Raw genomic sequence first — 21163 nt, forward strand, 5'->3', positions numbered from 1 at the left:
GGAGAGGGGACGGCAGTGGACATCCTGAGCGAGACGCTGGGCTCGATGCGGACCGGCCTGCCCAGGTCCGTCCGCACCCACGGTCGCGCCCCCTGGGGCCTGCGCCTCTCCCCGGTCGCCGGCGCCGGCTTCCACGTGGTCCTCTACGGCACCTGCTGGCTCGTCCCCGAGGGGGACGCGCCGCACGCGCAGCCGATCGCCCTCAGCCCGGGCGACGTGGTCTTCCTGCGCGACGGCCGGGGGCACGTCCTCGCCGACCACCCCTCCACCCCGCCCCAGGAGGCGCAGCCCGCGGAGTTCCGCCCGGGCGCGCCGCTCGGCACGGTCACGATCGGCGCCGACGGCCCCAGCACCAGCCTCCTGTGCGGCCACTACCACCTGGACCAGGGGCGCCCCCACCCCCTGGTGCGGCAGCTCCCCGAGATCATCCACCTGTCCACCCGGCACGGCCGCCACTCCGAACTGTGCGCCGCCGTCCAGCTCCTCGGCTCGGAGCTGGAGAACCCCCGCATCGGATCGGCCGGCATCGTCCCCGCGCTGATCGACTCGCTGCTCCTCTACATCCTGCGCGCCTGGATCGAGGACCAGCCGGCGACGGAGGCCAGGGGCTGGGCCGCCGCGCTCAGCGACTCCGCGGTGGCGCCGGCCCTCGCCGCCGTCCACGAGGCCCCGGCCGCACCGTGGACGGTCGAGTCCCTGGCCGGCCGGGCGGGCCTGTCCCGCGCGGCCTTCTCACGCCGCTTCACCGCCCTCGTGGGCGAGCCGCCCATGGCCTATCTGACCCGCTGGCGGATGACCACGGCCGCCAGGCTGCTGCGCGAGTCCGATGCCCCGCTCGCGACCGTCGCGGCCCGCTCCGGGTACGGCTCCGAGTACGCCTTCGCCAAGGCGTTCAAGCGCGAGTACGGCCAGGCCCCCGGCGGCTACCGCCGCAACGCACGCGCCGTCTGAAATAGGCGGCCTGACAGTACGTTATCGGCCACCTCGGCCGCACTCCCAGATCATGGCATAGCGGATATCGCCACCGCTCCCACCAGCACCGGGCCCGCATCGCGCCGCACGAGTCCCATTCGAGTGATGGCGCAAAAGCGACGGTACGGTCCCAGCCGTCTCGACCAACATCATTACGCGCTGCTTCACTTGCGCGGCAGGAGCCCCATAGCCCGAACGGGCTAATCCGGGGGCTCCTTCTTGACGCACGCGCCCAGACGGACCAGAGGGAAAGGACCGGGATGCCGACCGCAGCGCACCGGCAGCAGCCGGAGCAGCCCGAGCAGCAGGCGGGCCGGGCACAGCTCAGCCTGGGGATCGCCGCTGCGCGGAACCTCGCGACCACCACCAAGACCGCCCCGCAGATGCAGGGCGTCAGCTCGCGGTGGCTGCTGCGCACCCTGCCCTGGGTCGAGGTGAAGGGCGGCACGTACCGCGTCAACCGGCGCCTGGTGTACGAGGTCGGCGACGGCCGGGTCACCTTCGTCCAGGAAGGGGCCGCGGTCAAGGTCGTCCCGGCCGAGCTGGGCGAACTGCCGCTGCTGCGCGGGTTCGACGACGCCGAGGCGCTGCGGGCGCTGGCCGAGCGCTGCCGGCAGGAGGAGTACGAGCCCGGTCAGGTGATCGCCGAACGCGGCCGCACCGTCGACCACGTCTACCTCATCGCGCACGGCAAGGTCGAGAAGGCGGGCACCGGCAAGTACGGCGAGGAGACCCGGCGCGGTGTGCTCGCCGACGGCGGCTTCTTCGGCGGCCGGGCCGTGGCCGCGACGCCCGGCACCTGGGAGTTCACGGCGCGCGCGATGACGGCGTGCACCGTACTGGCCCTGCCCCGTGCCGCGTACGAGGAGGTGGCGGGCCGCAACGAGCGGCTGCGCGCCCACGTCCGCCGGCGCGAGGCCGAGCAGGACCGCCCGCAGAACAAGAAGGGCGAGGCGGAGATCGCCCTCGCCTCCGGGCACACCGGCGCGCCCGTGCTGCCCGGCACCTTCGTCGACTACGAACTCTCCCCGCGCGAGTACGAGCTGAGCGTGGCCCAGACGGTCCTGCGGGTGCACAGCCGCGTCGCCGACCTCTACAACGAGCCGATGGACCAGGTCGAGCAGCAGCTGCGGCTGACCATCGAGGCCCTGCGCGAGCGCCAGGAGTCCGAGCTCGTCAACAACCCCGAGTTCGGCCTGCTGCACAACGCCGACCACAGCCAGCGCATCTCCACCCACTCCGGCCCGCCCACCCCCGACGACATGGACGAGCTGCTGAGCATGCGGCGCGGGACCAAGGCGTTCTTCGCCCACCCCCGGGCCGTCTCCGCCTTCGCCCGCGAGTGCAACAAGCGGGGCCTCGCCTTCGACAGCGCCGACGTGGGCGGCCACGCGGTGCCCGCGTGGCGCGGCGTGCCGATCCTCCCCTGCGGCAAGATCCCCGTCTCGGAAGAAGGCACCTCCTCCATCCTCGCCCTGCGCCTGGGCGAGGCCGAGGAGGGCGTGGTCGGCCTGCGGCAGACCGGCATCCCCGACGAGTACGAGCCCGGCCTGAACGTGCGCTTCATGGGCATCAACGACCAGGCCCTCATCTCCTACCTGGTCAGCACCTACTACTCGGCGGCCGTCCTCGTGCCCGACGCGCTCGGCGTCCTCGAGAACGCCGAGGTCTTCCACACCCCGTCCTGACGGGCACCGCCCCCGGCACAGAGAGAAGAACCGTGTCACTGCTGTCCCGGATCACCGCGCCCACGGCCCGCCACGACGCGGCGCGGCTCGCGGCGGCGCTGCTGGCCCACCAGGGCGTCCCGGCCGCGCCCAGGACGCTCCGCCCGTCCGCCGGGCCGACGGGCCTCGGCACCTCCGCGGCCCGGGTCGCGCCCCGGCGGCCGGCCGCGCCCGCCGCCCCCTCTTCCTCGTACCGCGTCCCGGAGCTGTACTGCCCGCCCGCGCTCCGGGACGACCCGGCCCTCGCCCGGGAGGTCAACGACCGCCTGCTGGCCTGGGCCGGCGAGACCGGCATCTACGACGGACGGCTCGACCGCGTCCGCGCGGCCGGCTTCGGGCGCCTGATGATGCTGGCCCACCCCGACACCGACGACCCGGACCGGCTGCTCGCGGCCGGCAAGTGCGCCCTCGCGGAGTGGGCCACGGACGACTACTACTGCGACGACGGGGCCGGGCCCGAACTCCTGGGCTCGCACCTCGGGCCCGCCTACGCGGCCCTCGACCCCGCGCACCTGCCCGCCCGCTACGCGCTCGCCTGGGAGCGGGAGATGCAGGGCGACCCCGTCCGCGTCGCCCTGCGCTCCGCACTGGGGCACCTGGCCCGCTACGCGGAACCGTCCCAGCTGGCCCGGCTCCGCCACGAGGTCGCCGTCCTCTTCGTCGGCTACGGCCAGGAGGGCTCCTGGCGCTCGCGGGAGTACCTGCCCACCGTCCCCGAATACCTGGCGCACCGGCAGACCAACAGCTTCCTGCCCTGCATCGCGCTGGCCGACGTGGTGGGCGGCTACGCGCTCCCCGCGGCCGAGTACGCCGATCCGCGCGTGCGCCGCGCCGTGACCATGGCCGCCACCGCCGCCACCCTCGTCAACGACCTGTACTCCATGACCAAGGAACACCACGCCACCGGCGTGGAGTTCAACCTGCCGGCCGTGATCGCCGAGCGGGAGCGGTGCTCGCCCCGCGAGGCGATCGAGCGCAGCGCGGAGGTCCACGACGAGCTGGTGCGCAGCTACGAGGCCGAGGCGGCCGCCCTCGCCCTCACCGGCTCGCCGCAGCTGCGCCGCTTCCTCGCGGGGGTGTGGGCCTGGCTCGGCGGCAACCGCGCGTGGCACAGCGGCAGCCCCCGCTACAACAACGCCTGAACCGGCCTCACCTTCCTTGCACGTCCTAAGGAGCACGTCCATGTCCACCGCCCCCGCCCCCGCCCCCGTGCTGCGCACCGCCTACCAGAAGGCCGTCGCCGAGTACTGGAACAACGAGAAGGACCCGGTCAACCTGCAGCTGGGCGACGTCGACGGGCTCTACCACCACCACTACGGGCTCGGCGACTACGACCCGTCCGTCCTGGAGGGCCCCGAGGCCGGCCGCGACGCGCGCATCACCGAGGAGCTGCACCGGCTGGAGTCGGCCCAGGCCGACGTCCTCCTCGACCACCTGGGCCCCATCGCCCCCGAGCACCGCCTGCTGGACGCCGGCTGCGGCCGCGGCGGCACCAGCATCATGGCCAACGCCCGGTTCGGCTGCCGCGCCGACGGCGTCTCCATCTCCCGGTCCCAGGTCGACTTCGCCAACGAGCAGGCCCGCAAGCGCGGCGTGGACGACAAGGTCCGCTACCACTTCGCCAACATGCTGGACACCGGCCTGCCCACCGGCGCCTTCCAGGGCATCTGGAACAACGAGTCCACCATGTACGTGGACCTGTTCGAGCTCTTCGCCGAGCACGCCCGCCAGCTGGCCTTCGGCGGCCGCTACGTCACCATCACCGGCTGCTCCAACGACGTCACGGGCCTGCGCTCCAAGGCGGTCAGCCGCATCGACGAGCACTACACCTGCAACATCCACCCCCGCAGCGCCTACTTCAAGGCCATGGCCGCCAACGGCCTCGTGCCCATCAACGTCGTCGACCTGACGGCCGCCACGATCCCGTACTGGGAGCTGCGCGCCAAGTCCTCCCTGGCCACGGGCGTCGAGGAGCCGTTCCTCACCGCGTACAAGGAGGGCAGCTTCCACTACCTCCTCATCGCCGCCGACCGCATCTGACCGGCGTGCCCGCGCCCCCGGCCCGAGTGCCGGGGGCGCGCCGGCCGTCAGAACTTCGAGTGGGCGGCCCAGCGCGTCAGCAGGCCCTCGTCCCCGCTGACCTCGAAGGCGGGCGCGTCGCGGTGCTGACGGCCGTAGGCGAGCAGCAGCAGGTCCGCGGCGGAGCCCTGAACCGTCGTGTCGGCGCCGGCGGGCGACGGTTCGAGGCCGAAGCCGTCGGGGCGCAGCCGTACGGTCCAGTCGCCGCCGGTGTCGGTGGCGCGGAAGCGCAGCGTCTCGCCGGTGCCGCGCAGCTCGGCCACGCCGGGGGCGAAGGGCGTCGCGAAGGGCAGGTTGACGAGGAACTCGTCGACGCCGTCGGTCGCGAGTGCGGGGTCGATCACGGGCGTGAGGCCGAGCGCGAGCTCCGCGTCGGCGCGGTGCACCAGCGTCTCGAACAGCATGCGCCGCGCCCAGAACCCCGCGTGCTGATCGGCGCCCCACGCCCACATCGGGGCGTCCGGGTCGACGCCCGCGAACGCGCTCGCGGCCTCGGCGGCGCTGTCCGCCAGCCAGTCGGCGTAGCCGTCCTCGCTCTCCGGCAGCCGCAGCTCCACCTCGCGGCTCAGCGGCCGCTCCTGGACGCGCTTGCGGAGGAGGGCCGCGAACCAGCGCTGCACGCTGCCGGTGTGCCGGACGAGGTCGGCGAGCGTCCAGCCGGGGCACGTGGGCACCGGTGCGGCCAGGTCCGCGCCCCGGAGCACCTGCACGAAGCGGGCGGTCTCCGCGGCGACGGCGTCGCGGTGGGTGGCAAAAGCGGACGCCCGGTCCGCATGATCCGTCGTGTTCACGTCGCCGCGTTCCTCGCTCGGTCCGGCCCGGCGGCCCTCCCGGCCGGGCTTCTCCCCGCAGCCTGCCACAGGCCCTCCGCCCGGCCGCACCCGGGACACCGGGATGCACCGCCGGGTGTTCCGTGGATGGATGGGGGAAGGGGCGGGGAGACCGGCCGCACGCCGGTCCGCACGGGCAGCCGATCCGGGAGGAAGGTCCCATGCCGAAGGAGACGGTGGCGGAGCAGTTCGTCGGCATCCTGGCGCGCGCCGGGGTGCGGCGGCTCTACGGGGTCGTCGGGGACAGCCTCAACCCGGTCGTGGACGCGGTGCGCCGCAACCCCGCCGTCGACTGGGTGCAGGTCCGCCACGAGGAGGCGGCCGCCTTCGCCGCGGGCGCCGAGGCCCAGCTGACGGGAAAGCTGGCCGCCTGCGCGGGCTCCTGCGGCCCGGGCAACCTGCACCTCATCAACGGCCTCTACGACGCCCACCGCTCCATGGCCCCGGTGCTCGCGCTCGCCTCGCACATCCCGAGCGGCGAGATCGGCACCGGCTTCTTCCAGGAGACCCACCCGGACCAGCTCTTCCGCGAGTGCAGCCATTACTGCGAGCTGATCTCCAGCCCCCGGCAGATGCCGCGCGTGCTGCGGACCGGCATCCAGAACGCCATCGGGCGCGGCGGCGTCAGCGTCATCGTCCTGCCCGGCGACGTCGCGGGCGAGCCGGCCCCCGGACGCGCGAGCGAGCACTCCCTGGTCACCGCCCGCCCGTCGGTACGGCCCGGGGACGCCGAGATCGACGCGCTCGCCCGGATGGTCGACGAGGCGGGCAAGGTGACGCTGTTCTGCGGCAGCGGCACGGCGGGCGCCCACGAGGAGGTGATGCGGTTCGCGGAGAGGGTGAAGGCCCCCGTCGGGCACGCGCTGCGGGGCAAGGAATGGATCCAGTACGACAACCCGTACGACGTCGGCATGAGCGGCCTGCTCGGCTACGGGGCGGCCTACGAGGCCACCCACGAGTGCGACTTGCTGATCCTGCTGGGCACCGACTTCCCGTACAACGCCTTCCTGCCGGACGACGTGAAGACCGTGCAGGTGGACGTGCGCCCCGAGCACCTGGGCCGCAGGGCGGCGCTCGACCTCGCCGTGTGGGGCGACGCCCGCGAGACGCTGCGCTGCCTGACGCCGAAGGTGCAGGTCAAGAGCAGCCGGAAGTTCCTCGACAAGATGCTCGCGAAGCATGCCGACGCCCTCGAAGGCGTCGTCAAGGCGTACACCCGGAAGGTCGGGAAGCGCACGCCCATCCATCCGGAGTACGTGGCCTCGGTGCTGGACGAGGAGGCCGACGACGACGCGGTCTTCACCGTCGACACCGGGATGAACAACGTGTGGGCGGCCCGCTACCTCACCCCCAACGGCCGCCGCCGCGTCATCGGCTCCTTCACCCACGGCTCGATGGCGAACGCCCTGCCCCAGGCGATCGGGGCCCAGTTCCTCGACCGCGGCCGGCAGGTCGTCTCGATGTCCGGCGACGGCGGGTTCGCCATGCTGATGGGCGACTTCCTGACGCTGGTCCAGTACGGCCTGCCGGTGAAGGTGGTGCTGTTCGACAACTCGTCCCTGGGGATGGTGGAGCTGGAGATGATGGTGGGCGGCCTGCCCGCGTACGGCACCACCAACCACAACCCCGACTTCGCGGCGATCGCCACCGCCGCCGGCGCGTACGGCGTACGGGTGGAGAAGCCCAAGCACGTGCGGGGAGCCCTGCGGGACGCCTTCCGGCACAAGGGGCCGGCGCTGGTGGACATCGTGACCGACCCCAACGCCCTGTCGATCCCGCCGAAGATCACCGCGGACATGGTGGGCGGATTCGCCCTGTCGGCGGGACGGATGGTCCTGGAGGGTGGCGTGGGCCGGATGGTGCAGATGGCGCGCTCCAACCTGCGCAATGTCCCGCGCCCCTGACGACCGGTCAGCCGGCGGGCGCCGACCCGCCCCAGATCCTCCGGTACGCCGCGCGGTAGCCGGGCGGGTCCCAGGACGTGGCCCCGCCGCTGTTGGCGGCGGTGGTGATGTGCACGGGGGCCACGTAGCCGCTGGCCGGCCTGCCCGCGAAGGCGCGGTTGAACTCGTCGACGATCTGCCAGCCCTGCTCGGAGAGCGCCTCGGGCACGGTGGCCGCCTGGAACTGCCGGCTGCTGATGCGCTGGAAGGCGGACGGGTCGCCGTCGCCCGCGCCGATGTTGAAGGGCGCGCCCGCGCCCTTCCTGCGGGCCGCGCGCAGGGCGGGGGCGGCGTCGGCGAAGTACACGTCGTTGATGGCGACGGAGTGGGTCCACCGCTCCGGGAAGCGGGAGAGGAGCGAGGAGACCTCCTGGGGCGTCCGGCTGCTCGTGTCCGCCAGCGGGATGTTCTCCTCCGCCAGGAGCCGCACGCCCGCGCAGGTGCCGAGCTCCTTCGTGATCAGATCGGACTTGTTCCGGGCGAACGGGATCGAGGCGTCGGTGAACACGACGACCCCGGCGACGCCGTGCGCGTGCGCGATGACCCAGTCCGCGCTGACCCGCGCGACGTCACCGACCCGGGTGGTGACGTTGGTGAACAGCGCGGGGTCCCTGCTGGGGCCGGGGGAGGCGACCGCGTGCCAGCCGATGAGCGGGATGTGCTCCGCCCCGGCCTGCGCGACCTGCTGCGACGTCAGGCGGGGATCGAAGCCGGCGATGACGATGCCCGCGGGCCGCAGGGCGAGGGCCTGCCCGAACGCCGCCTGGATCCCGGCGGGGGTGCCCTGGCCGTCGATGACCCGGACGTCCCAGCCGATGGCCCCCGCCGCCTCCTGCACGCCCCCGGCGACGCCCGCGACGCCGGGGTTGGTCATGGACTGCGCGACGAGGACGAGGGACCTGCCGAAGACGGCCCGGGGCCCGGTGGTGGGCCCGTCCCACGCGGCGTCGGTCCGTTCGGCCCGCCGGACGGCCGCCTCGGCCCTGGCCAGGGCCGAGGGGCAGCCGCTCCTCGACGGCGTGGCCGGGGGCGGGGCGGGGCCGGCCGACGAACCGCGCTCGCAGCCGGTGAGGGCGGCCACGGCCACGGCCAGGACGGCCGCGCCCATCGGCACGGCCGTGCGGTTCACGGGCCGGCTCCGTGGCGCAGCTGCCGGCGCGCCGCGTAGCCGGCCAGGCCGACGGCGATGAGCAGGGTGACGCCGTTGAACATCGGCGTGACCCAGAACCGGGCGCCGAGCTGGCCGATGCCGGCGAGGCCGATGGCGAGGACGGTGACGGCCACCAGCGTGCCCACGGCGTTGGCGCGGCCGGGCCGGATCGCGGTGGAGCCGAGCAGCGCGCCGACGAAGGCGGGCAGCAGGTAGTCCATGCCGACGCTGGGGTTGCCGGTCCGCTGCTGCGCGGCGAGCAGGGTCCCGGCGATGCCGACGACCAGGCCGGACGCGGTGAAGGCGCCGGTGACGTAGCGCCGCGAGGGGATGCCCACCAGGTCGGCGGCGCGCGTGTTGGACCCGATCACGTACAGGTACCGGCCCAGCGGCAGCCGCTCCAGGAGCAGCCACAGCACGGCGGTGAGGGCGAGGACGTAGAAGGCGGAGACCGGCAGGCCGAGGAACCGGGAGTCGTAGAGCGCGGTGAAGCCGGCCGGCAGGCCGAGCGGGCCGGGGACGATCCGGGCCCCTCCGGTGATCCAGCCGGTGAAGGCGTACATGACGCTGCCGGTGCCGAGCGTGGCGATGAAGGAGTCGATCCGCGCGAACTCGACGACGGCGCCGTTGACGGCGCCGACGGCCGCACCGCCGAGGACCACCACGAGGCAGACGACGGGCCACGGCCAGTGGCCGGCGACGAGGAGCTGCATCGCCACGACGTGCGCGAGCCCGAGGCCGTAGCCGATGGACAGGTCGAACTTGCCGGTGGCGATGGGGATCGTCGCGCCCAGCGCGAGCATCGCGGGGATCGAGTGGTTGGACAGGACGGCGGAGATGTTGTCCAGGGTGGGGAAGGTGTCCGGCAGGGCGAGGGAGAAGGCCGCGAACAGCAGGACGGTGAGGGCCAGGAGGCCGTAGGCGCCGACGAGGTGCCCGATCCGGTGCCGGACCGCGTGACGGGTGGGCGGCGCCATCGTCACGGCGTCCCGGTGAGCGGGGCCATGGCCGAGGCCGCGTGGGTGAGCGCGGTGACGGTGAGGGCCTCGCCGCTCAGCTCGGCCGTCGCCTTCCCGCGGACGAACACCAGGGCGCGGTGGCACACGCCGGCGACCTCCTCGAAGTCGGTGGAGATGAGCAGCACGGCGAGGCCGTCGGCCAGCGCGTGCTGCAGCAGGTGGTAGATCGCCGCCTTGGCGCCGACGTCCACCCCGGCGGTCGGCTCCTCCAGGATCAGGAGGTTCCGGTGCGGCCCGAGCCACCGGCCGATCATGACCTTCTGCTGGTTCCCCCCGGACAGGGTGGCGATCGGCACCTCGCTGTCCGGCGGGCGCACGGCGAACCGCTCCATGAGGACGCCGGCCTCGGCGCGTTCGCGCCGGGGGCTGATCCAGTGGGCGCTCCGCAGCCCGCCCGCCCGGGGGTTGGCCAGGAAGTTCTCCCGTACGGTCAGCTCCGCCGCGCAGCCCTCCTCCAGCCGGTCGCTCGTCACGAAGCCGATGCCGGCGTCCACCGCGGCGGTGACCGTGCCGGGCCGGTACGGCCGGCCCTCCAGCAGGGCGCTCCCGCCGAGCAGGGGGCGGGCGCCGGCGAGGGCGCGGCCCAGTTCCATGTGCCCCGCGCCGGTGAGGCCGACCATGCCGAGGATTTCACCGGCGCGCAGCTCCAGGCTGACCGGTCCGGTGCTCTCCGTCCGCACGCCGTCCAGGCTGAGGACGGCCGGTCCGGCCGCGGGGGCGGTGAACGCGTAGCCGCGCGGTTCGTGGCCGACGATGTCGTGCACGAGCCGGGCCGGGGGGTAGTCGGCGAGGGGGCCGTGGCTGACGATGCGGCCGTCGCGCAGGACGGCGAAGGCGTCGGCGACCTTGAACACCTCGTCGATCCGGTGGGTGACGAAGACGACGGCGCGCCCGCGGTCGCGCAGGGCGTGCAGGACGTCGAAGAGCCGGGCGCAGTCGGCGGCCGGGAGGCTGGCGGTCGGCTCGTCCAGGACGATGAGCCCGGCCCGGGTGCACAGGGCGCGGGCGATGGCCACCAGGGAGCGTTCGGCGCGGGTGAGGCCGGAGACGACGGCGTCCGGGTCGAGGTGGGCGGCGACGATGCCCAGGGCCTCGGTGCACTGCCGGCGGGTGCGCCGCCAGGACACCAGCCCCGCGCGGCGGGCGTATCCGGTGCCCAGCGCGATGTTCTCGGCGACGGTCATCCAGCCGACCAGCCCGAGGTCCTGGTGGATGAACGACATGGCGCGGGAGGCCGCCTCGGTGCCGAGCGGGTGCCCGTCGACGGTCACCTCGCCCGCGTCCGCGCGGTGGACGCCCGCGAGCACCTTGATGAGGGTGGACTTCCCCGCGCCGTTGGGGCCGAGCAGGGCCAGGACGCTGCCGCGGCCGATGTCGAGGTCGACGGCGTCGAGCGCGAGCGTGCCGCCGAACCGCTTGCCGAGCCCGCGGATGCGGACGAGGGGCTGGGAGTTCGGCACGTTCGTCATGCTACGACCCCTTTCGCCTCGGGGCCCGGATGGGCCGTCAGATGGCGGGGATGTCGTCGAGGTCGATCCGCAGCGCGGCGGGCCCGGCCTTGCCTCCCGGCACCTCCAGCGCGCACTCCGCCCAGATGACCTTGCCCTCCGGGGTGTAGCGGGTCCCCCAGGACTGGGAGAGCTGGGCGACGAGGAACAGGCCGCGGCCGCCCTCGTCGGTGGCCGCCGCGTGGCGCAGGTGCGGGGAGGTGCTGCTGGTGTCGGCGACCTCGCAGGTCAGGGCGCGGTCGTAGAGCAGGCGCACCTGGATGGGGCCGGAGCCGTACCGGATCGCGTTGGTGACCAGCTCGCTGAGGAGCAACTCGGCGGCGAAGGCCGTCTCCTCCAGCCCCCAGTCGGCCAGCCGGCGGGTGACGGCGGCGCGCACGGAGGAGACCAGCGCCGGGTCGGCGGGCAGGTCCCAGGTGGCGATGCGGTCCGGGTCCAAGGCGTGGGTGCGGGCCACCAGCAGGGCGATGTCGTCATCCGGGTGGCTGGGAACCACGGCCTCCAGGACGGCCCGGCAGGTGTCCTCGGGCGGGCGGTTCGGGTGCGACAGCGCCCGGCGCAGGTCCTCCAGGGCCGTGTCGAAGTCACGCCGGCGGTCCTCGATCAGCCCGTCGGTGTAGAGGACCAGCTGGCTGCCCTCGGGCAGCAGGAACTCCGCGGTCTCGAAGGGGAGGCCGCCCAGCCCCAGCGGAGGACCGGCGGGCAGCTCGGGGAAGGTGACGATGCCGTCGGGACGCACCAGCGCGGGCGGCGGGTGCCCGGCCCGGGCCATGGTGCACTCCTGCGTGGTGGGGTCGTAGATGACGTACAGGCAGGTGGCGCCGATGATGCCCGGGATGCCGGCGCAGGGGTCGCCGCCGCCCTCCTCGCGGTCGAGGCGCCCGACGAGGTTGTCGAGGTGGGTGAGCACCTCGTCCGGGGGCAGGTCCAGCTCGGCGAAGTTGCGCGCGGCGGTGCGCAGCCGGCCCATGGTGGCGGCGGCGTGCAGCCCGTGGCCCACGACGTCGCCGACCACGAGGGCGACGCGGGCGCTGGAGAGGGGGATGACGTCGAACCAGTCGCCGCCGACGCCGGACTCGGCCGGCATGTAGCGGTGCGCGACCTCCACGGCGTTCTGCTCGGGGAAGCCCTGCGGCAGCAGGCTGTGCTGCAGGGCGAGGACCATCGCGTGCTCGCGCGTGTAGCGGCGGGCGTTGTCGATGCAGATGGCGGCCCGTGTGGCGAGCTCCTGCGCCAGCGACCGGTCGTCGTCCCCGAAGGGGGCGGGGTCACGCGCCCGGTAGAAGCTCGCGATGCCCAGGGCGATGCCGCGCGCGAGCAGCGGGACGGCGATGAGGGAGTGGACGTTGTGCGCGAGGATGCGCTGGGCGGCCACGGGGTCCTGGGAGACCCAGCCCGGGGCGTCCCGCAGGTCGGGCTCCAGGACGGTCTGCCTGCTGGTCAGGCAGCGGAGCTGAGGCGTGGTCGGCTGCAGGTGGACCGGCTCGCCGACCGGGTAGAAGGGGCAGTCCCCGCGGAAGCCGTGGACCACCGTGCGCTGGAGGCCCTTGGTGGGGTCGGACGGCTCGTCGCCGCGCAGCACCGCCTCGGGGAGGTCGATGGTGACGAAGTCGGCCAGGCGCGGGACGGCCATCTCGGCGAGTTCGCGGGCGGTGCGGCTCACGTCCAGGGTGGTGCCGATCCGGGTGCTCGCCTCGGACAGCAGCTCCAGGCGGCGCCGCGCCGCCACGGCGTGCCTGCCCACGCCCGGCTCCCCGACCAGCAGCAGACCGCCGGCCGCGGCGGCGGGGGAGCGGCCGGCGCCGGGGGGTGCCGCCGGGCCCGGCGCGCGGGCCGTCGCCGCGGGCCGGGCGGGCAGCGGGGCGAAGCGGGCGAGGGCCTGCTCGGCCAGGAGGCCGGGCGCGGCGGCCGCGGTTGCGGGGGAGGGGACGGCCGCGGTCCCGGTCCCGGCTTCGCGGGCGACCGTGAGGGGCTCCTGCCGTGTGCCGAGCACAGCCTCGACGACCACGCCCTCCACTCCGGAGGCGGTGGTCACCGGGCGGCTCAGCAGGGTGACCCGCCGGCCGCCGGGCAGCGACACCTCGGCGGCGGCCCGCTGGGCCGACGCGATCAGCTCGGTGGCCCGCTCCTCCAGGATCATCCGGTCCCGCCAGTCCAGGCCGCTCGTGAGCGGCTCGCCCAGCTGCCCGTTGACGGCCGTGGCCCCGGCGGGCGCGCGGTGCCTGGCGTCGAGGTAGGCCTGCAGCAGGGCGCGCTCGCGCGCCGAACTCTGCTCCAGCAGCCGCCGCTCGATGGCGCCGGCCGCCTTGCGGATCACGATGTCCAGCGACGCGTCAGCGTCGGTGCGGGGGAATCCGAAGCACAGGACTCCCTCTATACGGCCGTTGAGCAGGTCCCGGATCGGAATGGCGGCACAGGCGTTCGACTGGGAGCGCTCGGCGAAGTGCTCGGCGCCGTAGACGTTGACCAGGCGCCGGTCCGCGAGGGCCAGGCCGATGCCGTTGGTCCCGGCGTACTTCTCGGCGAAGACGAAGCCGGGGACGCTCTGGATCGCGGCCAGCCGCCGGACCATGGAGGCGTCGCCGAAGCGGCGCTGCAGCACCGCCCCGCGCCCGTCGGCCAGGGCCACGTTCATGTTCCGGCCCGTGAACCGGGCCTGCAGGCGGTCCAGCACGGGAGCGGCGGCGCGGACGAGGCGGCCGTCGAGGTCGATGTCCTGGAGGTACGGGAGCTCGCAGCCGTCCGGAGAGAGCCCCAGGGACCGGCTCCGCTGCCACGAATCGATGATCGGGCTGCGCACGGCACCCACGACCGGCGCGCCCGCGAAGAACTGCTCGCGGGCGAGTATGGGGCCGAGGTCGTCCGTCACGAGCCCCATCCGGATCACTTCCCCGTACGCTCTGCGCGCCTGCACCGATGTTCCATTTTAGAACTTTGCGGACATAGGGGATCCCTGGTCACAGGACAGCGACCGGGTTGACGGGCGAGCCCGTACCGCCCGGGACGTTCAAGGGGGACACGAGGAGCAGGAACTCGTAACGGTCTGTGTCCGCGCAGGCGGCCGCGAGCTCCTCGACGTCGGCGTTGTCCAGCAGCGGCACGCCCATCGCCGCGACGGCGAGCGTGTGGACCGGCGAGTGCACGCCCTCGACCGGCGACGGCCGCACGTCGCTGTCGCCGTCGCCGCCCAGCAGGGCGATCCCGCGCCCGGCCAGCAGCGGCACGGCGTCCACGTGGAACCCCGCGCAAGCCGCGTCCGCGTCCCAGGGGCCCAGCTCCCGGCGGCGCCGGAAGCGGCCGGTCCGCAGCAGCACGGCGTCGCCCTCGCCGATCTCCACGCCCAGAGCCTCCTCCGCGGCGGCGACGTCCCCGGCGCGCACGGCCTGCCCCGGCTCCAGCCAGGTGACCCCCTGTACGGCGGGCAGGTCGAGGAGCACGCCCCTGGTCACCAGGGGGCCGAGCGCCCCGACGCCGCCGAAGCGGGCACCCCCGGCGCCGACGAGCTCGCGCGCCGCGCCGCCGCCGTAGAGCCGGCCGCGATAGGCGACGTGGGACAGGGCGTCCAGATGAGTGATGCCCTTGCCGTGGAAGTCGGCGCCCACGAAGTCCTTGTGGGTGGAGGGCTCGGAGGGCTCGACGTCACCCAGGTCGGACATGTAGTGCAGGGCGGGCCTGCGGTTGTCCGGGCCGGCCGCCGTGTCCCACGGCCGGCCCAGCGGGACGACGGTCCCGGACCGCACCAGGGCGGCCGCCCGCCGGACGCGGTCCGCATCCACCCGGTTCCAGGCCCCGCGCTCGGCGGCCGCCCAGCGGCCCCACGTACGGACCCTCTCGAACAGCGCGTCGAACTCCCGCCGGGAGACGGCCGGGCCGTTGCTCGTCGCGCTGCTCATCCCCCCATTCTTCGACGGCCCTGCCCGCGGCGCGCGCGGGCGGGAGGCGCCTCCCGGGCCTCTTCACGCCGTCATACGGTGACCACGATCTTGCCGGTGAACGTGCTGGAGTCCATCAGGCGGTGCGCGTCCGTGATGCGGTCCAGGCCGTCGAAGGTCTCGGCGATCACGGGCGCCAGCGCGCTGCTCGCCAGGCCCGAACCGATGAAGGCGGCGGAGCGGCGGCGGTAGGCCGCGTCCCGGGAGTGGGCGCCGTTGGAGTACCCGTGGACGCTGAGCGGCCAGTTCATCGACAGCTGGACGGGGCGCCGGTCCAGCGTGCCGTAGATCACCGCCGTACCGCCGGGCACGAGGGCGTCACCGACGGCGGCGAAGCCGGGGCCGCCCACCGCGTCGAAGGCCAGCTCCGCGCCCCGGCCACCGGTGATCCGCTTGACCTCCTTCACGAGGTCCTCGGAGCCGGCGCTGATCACATGGGCGGCGCCGAGCTCCAGCAGCCGCTCCCGCTTGGCCTCACCGCGCGTGACGGCGATCGGGATCGCGCCGATCCGCAGGGCCGTCTGGATCGCGGCCGTGCCGACGCCGCTGGACGCGGCCGTGATCACCACATGGTCGCCGGGGGCCAGGCCGCCGGTCTCCACCATGCCGCCGTACGCCGTCGAGTACGTCAGCCACATCGCCGCGGACGTCACCGCGTCCGCTCCCTCGGGCCGGCGCACCAGCGCCTCCTCGGGCAGGACGGCGCGCTCGCCGTACACCCCGTGGACGCCGAAGTCGAAGGCGGGAACGGACATCACCGCGTCGCCGGGCGAGAACCCGGTCACGCCCTCGCCGACCGCCTCGACCACCCCGGCCGCCTCGTAGCCGAGCCGGGACCCGGGCAGCGTCGGCTGGTAGTAGTAAGCGCCCGCACGGAAGAGGGCCTCGGCCCGGTTGAGGCCGATCGCCTCGACACGGAAGAGGACCTCGCCGGGCCCGGGCTGCGCCAGCGGCACCTCCTCGACCTTCAGGACCTCGGGACCGCCGAGCTCATGGAAGAGAACCGCCTTGGTGACTGCCTTGCCTGCAGAAGAAGTTGTCATGAGAACGACCGTACGGAGGCGGCGGGAGACGATCCATATCCACAAACCTCCTGGTTATGTCCCAGCGTCTCGTGATCACGACGGTAGGGTGCCGCCATGGACGTACTGAGCGACGCGATCGCCGCCATGCGCACCGGGCTTCCCCACTCCTCGCGCTCCGTCAAGCGCGCGCCCTGGGGCGTCCGCTTCCCGGCCTCCGACGGCGCCGGCTTCCACGTGGTCCTCCAGGGATCGGCCTGGCTGCTGCCGCCCGGCGGCGCCGAACCCGTCCGCCTCGGCCCGGGCGACGTCGTCTTCCTGGCCCACGGCTACGGGCACGGCCTCGCCGACCACCCCGGCACCCCGCTGGAGGACGCCCGGCTCAAGGCGGACGGCTCCTGGCCGTCGATCCGTGACCGAGGGCCCGTCAACGGCGACGACACCCTCATGCTCTGCGGCGCCTACCGGCTGAACAAGACGCGGGCGCACCCCCTCCTCGCCGACCTGCCGCCGTTCATCCACCTTCCGGCCCGCATCGGCGCCCACGACCGGCTGCGCGCCGCCGTCGGCCTGCTCGGCGCCGAACTGGCCGACCCCCAGCCCGGATCCGACGCCGTCGTGCCCGCGCTCCTCGACACCCTGCTGCTCTACTTGCTGCGCACCTGGTGGCTGACCGAGCGCCCCGAGGAGACCTCCGGGTGGGCGGCGGCCCTGAGCGACCCGGCCGTCACGGCCGCGCTGCACGCCATCCACGACGATCCGGCGCGGCCCTGGACGGTCGGGGAACTCGCCGCCCGGGCGGCGCTCTCCCGCGCCGCCTTCGCCCGCCGCTTCACCGCGCTGGTCGGCCAGCCGCCGCTCGCCTACCTGACCTGGTGGCGCATGACGACGGCGGGCCGGCTGCTGCGCGGGGGCGACGCCCCGCTGCGCACCGTCGCCGAACGGTCGGGATACACCTCGGAGTTCGCCTTCGCCAAGGCGTTCAAGCGCGAGTACGGGGTGGCGCCGGGCCGCTACCGCAAGGAAGGGACCGCCCGCCCGGCCTGAGCCGCCTGGTCAGCCTGCCCTGCCGCGTCCCGTCCTCGCGCGCCCTCTCACCAGACCGCACACGATCAGCACCGCTGCCCAGGTCCCCGTGCACAGGACCTGCGTACGGGAGTCCGGTTCGAGGGCCATCACCACCAGGACGGCGCCGATCCCGAGCAGCGCCAGCCGGGTGAGGTGGGGGAACAGCCACATGCGCACCGGCGGTTCCGGATCCCCGCGCCGGGCGCGGCGGCGGCGCAGGCGCAGCTGGGACAGGCCGATGAGGAACCAGACGATCAGAATGGTGGCCCCCACGGCGTTGAGCAGGAAGCGGAAGACGCTGTCCGGCCAGACGACGCTGAGGACGACCGCCACGAAACCGAACGCGGAGGAGGCGAGGACGGCGCCCCGCGGAACGCCGCCCGGGGTGACGCGGCCGAGGGCGCGGGGCGCGTCGCCGCGGTGCACGAGGGAGTAGAGCATGCGGGACGAGCCGTAGATGTTGGCGTTCATCGCCGACAGCAGGGCGACGAGGACCACGGCGTCCATGGCGCGCCCGGCGCCGGGGACCCCGATGCGCTCCAGGGCGCCGCTGTACGGGCCGGTGCGTGCGGAGTCGCTGTCCCAGGGCAGCAGGGTCACGATGACGGCCATGGAGCCGATGTAGAAGAGGCAGATGCGCCAGACGACCGTCCTGGCGGCGCGGCCCACCGCCCTGACCGGGTCGGCGGATTCGGCCGCGGCGATCGTGACGGTCTCCAGCCCGCCGTACGCGAAGACCGCCGCGACGAGGCCGAGGGCGAGCCCGTGCCACCCGTGGGGCATGAAGCCGCCGTGGCCGGTGAGGTGCGCGGTGCCCGGCGCGGCGGTGCCCGGCAGGAGGCCCGCCACCGCGAGCGCCCCCAGCAGGAGGAAGACGCAGATGGCGGTGACCTTCAGCCCGGCGAACCAGAACTCGAGGTCGCCGAAGCGCCGGACGGCGGCCAGGTTGCTGCCGGTGAAGGCGGCCATGAAGACGGTCATCCACGTCCAGCCGGGTATGCCCGGGACCAGGCCCGTCATGATGTCCGCCGCCCCGATCGCCTCCGCGGCGACGCTGACCACCAGCAGCGACCAGTACAGCCACCCCGCCGTCAGGCCGGCCCAGGGGCCGAGCGCCTTGGCCGCGTGCACGGAGAAGGAGCCCGTGGCCGGGTCGGCGGCGGACATCTCGGCCAGCATCCGCATGACCAGCAGCACCAGGCCGCCGGCCAGGACGTAGGCGACGACGATCGCGGGCCCCGCGGCCCTGATCCCCACCCCGGAGCCGACGAACAGGCCCGCCCCGACGGCACCGCCCAGCGCGATCATGGACAGGTGACGCTGCTTGAGGCCGCGCGGGAGCGCGGCGGCCGGGCCGGCCGGCGCGGTGGTGGTGTCCGGGGCGGCCCGGGCGGTGCCGTCGGGGGAGGGCGCGAGCATGCTGACCGTCCTGTGGCTCATGGGGAGTGCACGGGGCACTGCCGTGGAACCACTTACCTACCGGCCGGCGGGGTGCGGCACCCCTGGACGCCGTCCGCTCTGTCAGGTCGGCTCGGTCAGTGCCGCTCCGTCAGGCCGGTGGCGCGAAGCGGTCGATGAGCGCGGTGACGCCGGCGGCGAGCTGCTCCTCGCCGCCGCGGGCGGCCAGCCCGGGCCCGAGGGCCCGGAGCCGTGGGAACTCCTTGACGGGCAGCCGGTGCAGCCCGAGCCGGAAGGCGGGATCGGACTCCTCCGGATTGTCCACGAACTCCCGGAGCTCGGTGACGATGTAGCCCAGCACCCAGGAGATCCACGCGCGGTACAGCTCCAGCGTGGCGCGCTCGCCCAGCTCGGCCCGCTCCAGCCGGGTCAGCAGCCGCTCGTGGGCGCGGAGCACCGCCGGCGGCCGCCGGGTCAGGGGGACGGTGAACGGCCGGAGCGCCATAAGGGGCACGACGTGCGGGTGGGCGAGCGCGACGCGGTACATCGCCCGGGCGACGCCGACGAGCGCCTCGCGCCACGGAGGAGCGGTCTCGGCGTCCCCGGCGGTGAGGGCCGCCGGGCCGAACGGGGTGCTGCCCAGGCTCTGCTCCAGCTCGATGAACAGCCTCTCGACGAGGCCGTCGAGCAGCTCGTCCTTGCTCGGCGTGTACCGGTAGAGGGCCATCGTCTCGACGCCGAGCTCGTCGGCGACCCGGCGCATGCTCAGGCCGTCGAGCCCCTCGTCGTCCACGACGCGCAGTGCTGCGTCGATGACGCGGTCCCGGGTGAGGCGGGTGCGGGCAGCCATGGCGACGGCCTCCCCTCGGCGGGGCGATCCCGCCCTTGACAAAGGGTGGGAACCGGGATGAGCTTGTACATATACAGCATAAACGGAAACCGTATATTTGCCTGATAAATATACGCACAATCGTGTGATCGAACGACTCCGGTGAGTGATCGCCATGCGACACGCCTGTATGACGCGGCCCTGCCCGGTGCCGCTTTCCCCCGACGCCCTGGCCCGGCTCTACACCCGCTACCTCGACCTGGTGGCACTGGGCCGGCTGCCGAAGGGCACCACCTTCGAGGACTACTACTCGGTCTGGCGCTCCTCCCGGCGCGGCGAGAAGCGCGTCGGCCTCGACGACGGCGCCGCCGGGGTCGGGCCGGCCTTCGCCGGCCGCGAGCTCATCGCGCGGCCCTCCAAGAAGCTGAAGGGGACCGTCCACACCTTGGTGCTCCTGGTGGACTTCCCCGACCACCCGCACGACGCGACCCACCGCCCGGGCCACTACGAGCAGTTGCTGTTCAGCACGAACGCCCTGCCGACCGGCAGCATGCGCGACTACTACCGCACTGTGAGCGGGTTCCAGTCGTTCGGCGAGAACGGCATCGACGTCCAGGGCGAGGTCCACGGCTGGTTCCGCCTGCCGCAGCCGCTGTCCTTCTACGCGGACGGGAATTCCGGCCTGAACGAGAACACCTTCCCCCGCAATTCACAGGGAATGGCGCGGGACGCGGTCCGGATCGCCCTGGAGGAGGGCGTCGACTTCACGCCCTTCGACGTGCTGGGCGAGAAGACGGTCACCGCACTCTTCGTCGTCCACGCGAGCCGCGGAGCGGAGGAGATCGACGGCCCGGAGGGCCTCGACGAGCTCTGGAGCCTCAAGTGGGGCATCCCGGACGGCATGAAGGTCGCTCCCGGTCTGAAGGTGGAGACCTTCCTCACCGTGCCGGAGGACTGCGCCATGGGCGTCTGCGCCCACGAATGGGGCCACCTGGCCGCCGGCTTCGCGGACTACTACGACACGGGCCAGCTGGAGGCGACCAAGTCCAACGGCCTCGGCAACTACTGCCTGATGGCCTCGGGCAACTGGGGAAACCACGGCCTCACACCGGCCCTCCCGAACGGCATGCTCCGCATGTTCCACAACTGGGTCGCGCCGCGGAGCATCTCCGCGACGACCAAGGACGTGGTGCTCCGCCCGGCGGCGGAGAGCGGTGACCTGCTCTTCGTCCAGAACCCCGACACCATGACGGACCTGCAGTACCTCATCGTCGAGTACCGGCGCCGCCGCGGGCAGGACACGGCCCTCCCCGACGAGGGCATGGCCGTGTACGTCGTCGACGAGGCCATCAAGGACGTCAACCGCGAGGACCGCCTGGCGATCGAGCTGATGCAGGCCGACGGCAGGCGCGACCTCGGCGCGATCTTCGGACGCGGCAACCGGGGCGACTCCGACGACCTCTACCCCTCCCTGGGCAACGCGACCCTCGGCGAGTCGACGAAGCCCGCGCTCAACCTGCCGGGCGGGAAGTTCTCCGGCGTCACCATCGAGGTGCAGGGGAACCCCGGGGACAAGGAGATGGGCGTCGACATCCACATGGAGTGAGGCCTGCCGGCATCCAGTGAGGCTTACCCGGCGCATCACGGGTAACGCGGAGAAGTGAGGGAGGGGCCGCCCGACCGCGA

16 protein-coding genes are annotated in these 21163 nt (G+C 73.8%); 7 read left to right on the forward strand and 9 right to left on the reverse strand.

All coding sequences use genetic code 11. The features are described from left to right. Nucleotides 1-15 precede the first annotated feature (15 nt). From IF61_RS0108550 to IF61_RS0108565, 4 genes are all read left to right on the forward strand, one after another. A complete protein-coding gene (locus tag IF61_RS0108550; protein ID WP_030365669.1) occupies nt 16-951 on the forward strand; it encodes an AraC family transcriptional regulator in 936 nt (311 codons plus the stop codon). Nucleotides 952-1232: 281 nt separating this feature from the next. Next, on the forward strand, nt 1233-2660 hold the full coding sequence (locus IF61_RS0108555) for a family 2B encapsulin nanocompartment shell protein (RefSeq protein ID WP_030365670.1): 1428 nt from the start codon (nt 1233-1235) through the stop codon (nt 2658-2660). Nucleotides 2661-2692: 32 nt separating this feature from the next. Then, entirely contained in the window at nt 2693-3841 is a 1149-nt protein-coding gene (locus IF61_RS0108560) for a family 2 encapsulin nanocompartment cargo protein terpene cyclase (protein WP_030365671.1), read from the forward strand. Nucleotides 3842-3881: 40 nt separating this feature from the next. Continuing rightward, nucleotides 3882-4739: a geranyl diphosphate 2-C-methyltransferase gene (locus tag IF61_RS0108565; protein ID WP_030365672.1), complete on the forward strand. Its 858-nt coding sequence runs from the start codon at nt 3882-3884 to the stop codon at nt 4737-4739. A gap of 47 nt (nt 4740-4786) precedes the next feature. Here the strand turns inward: IF61_RS0108565 and IF61_RS0108570 are convergent, their stop codons facing one another. Beyond that, nucleotides 4787-5569 (reverse strand): maleylpyruvate isomerase family mycothiol-dependent enzyme, encoded by a 783-nt coding sequence (locus IF61_RS0108570; protein ID WP_030365673.1) that lies wholly within the window; start codon nt 5567-5569, stop codon nt 4787-4789. Nucleotides 5570-5769: 200 nt separating this feature from the next. Here IF61_RS0108570 and IF61_RS0108575 point away from each other — a divergent pair, with 200 nt between their 5' ends. Beyond that, entirely contained in the window at nt 5770-7512 is a 1743-nt protein-coding gene (locus IF61_RS0108575) for a pyruvate dehydrogenase (protein WP_030365674.1), read from the forward strand. A 7-nt stretch (nt 7513-7519) separates the two neighbouring features. Here the strand turns inward: IF61_RS0108575 and IF61_RS0108580 are convergent, their stop codons facing one another. The 6 genes from IF61_RS0108580 to IF61_RS0108605 form a co-directional block, all read right to left on the reverse strand. Continuing rightward, on the reverse strand, nt 7520-8659 hold the full coding sequence (locus IF61_RS0108580) for a substrate-binding domain-containing protein (RefSeq protein WP_030365675.1): 1140 nt from the start codon (nt 8657-8659) through the stop codon (nt 7520-7522). Nucleotides 8660-8676: 17 nt separating this feature from the next. Then, nucleotides 8677-9678 (reverse strand): ABC transporter permease, encoded by a 1002-nt coding sequence (locus IF61_RS0108585; RefSeq protein ID WP_030365676.1) that lies wholly within the window; start codon nt 9676-9678, stop codon nt 8677-8679. A gap of 2 nt (nt 9679-9680) precedes the next feature. Then, nucleotides 9681-11189 (reverse strand): sugar ABC transporter ATP-binding protein, encoded by a 1509-nt coding sequence (locus IF61_RS0108590; protein WP_030365677.1) that lies wholly within the window; start codon nt 11187-11189, stop codon nt 9681-9683. A 37-nt stretch (nt 11190-11226) separates the two neighbouring features. Next, nucleotides 11227-14106 (reverse strand): SpoIIE family protein phosphatase, encoded by a 2880-nt coding sequence (locus IF61_RS0108595; protein ID WP_030365678.1) that lies wholly within the window; start codon nt 14104-14106, stop codon nt 11227-11229. 79 nt (nt 14107-14185) lie between these two features. Next, a complete protein-coding gene (locus IF61_RS0108600) occupies nt 14186-15121 on the reverse strand; it encodes a cyclase family protein (RefSeq protein ID WP_030365679.1) in 936 nt (311 codons plus the stop codon). Nucleotides 15122-15192: 71 nt separating this feature from the next. Continuing rightward, on the reverse strand, nt 15193-16203 hold the full coding sequence (locus tag IF61_RS0108605) for a zinc-dependent alcohol dehydrogenase family protein (RefSeq protein ID WP_030365680.1): 1011 nt from the start codon (nt 16201-16203) through the stop codon (nt 15193-15195). Nucleotides 16204-16299: 96 nt separating this feature from the next. Here IF61_RS0108605 and IF61_RS0108610 point away from each other — a divergent pair, with 96 nt between their 5' ends. Next, the gene (locus IF61_RS0108610; protein ID WP_030365681.1) at nt 16300-17229 is read left to right on the forward strand and encodes an AraC family transcriptional regulator; all 930 of its coding nucleotides are present in this window, start codon (nt 16300-16302) and stop codon (nt 17227-17229) included. Between the two features lie 9 nt (nt 17230-17238). Here the strand turns inward: IF61_RS0108610 and IF61_RS0108615 are convergent, their stop codons facing one another. Both IF61_RS0108615 and IF61_RS0108620 read right to left on the reverse strand, forming a co-directional pair. After that, entirely contained in the window at nt 17239-18690 is a 1452-nt protein-coding gene (locus IF61_RS0108615; RefSeq protein WP_052392518.1) for an amino acid permease, read from the reverse strand. A 109-nt stretch (nt 18691-18799) separates the two neighbouring features. After that, nucleotides 18800-19498, reverse strand: coding sequence for a TetR/AcrR family transcriptional regulator (locus tag IF61_RS0108620; RefSeq protein WP_030365683.1), 699 nt, complete (start codon nt 19496-19498; stop codon nt 18800-18802). A 187-nt stretch (nt 19499-19685) separates the two neighbouring features. Here IF61_RS0108620 and IF61_RS0108625 point away from each other — a divergent pair, with 187 nt between their 5' ends. Continuing rightward, nucleotides 19686-21083: a M6 family metalloprotease domain-containing protein gene (locus IF61_RS0108625; RefSeq protein ID WP_211264846.1), complete on the forward strand. Its 1398-nt coding sequence runs from the start codon at nt 19686-19688 to the stop codon at nt 21081-21083. The last annotated feature ends 80 nt before the right edge of the window (nt 21084-21163 follow it).

The organism is Streptomyces roseoverticillatus (assembly GCF_000719265.1).
GTDB classification, from domain to species: domain Bacteria; phylum Actinomycetota; class Actinomycetes; order Streptomycetales; family Streptomycetaceae; genus Streptomyces; species Streptomyces roseoverticillatus.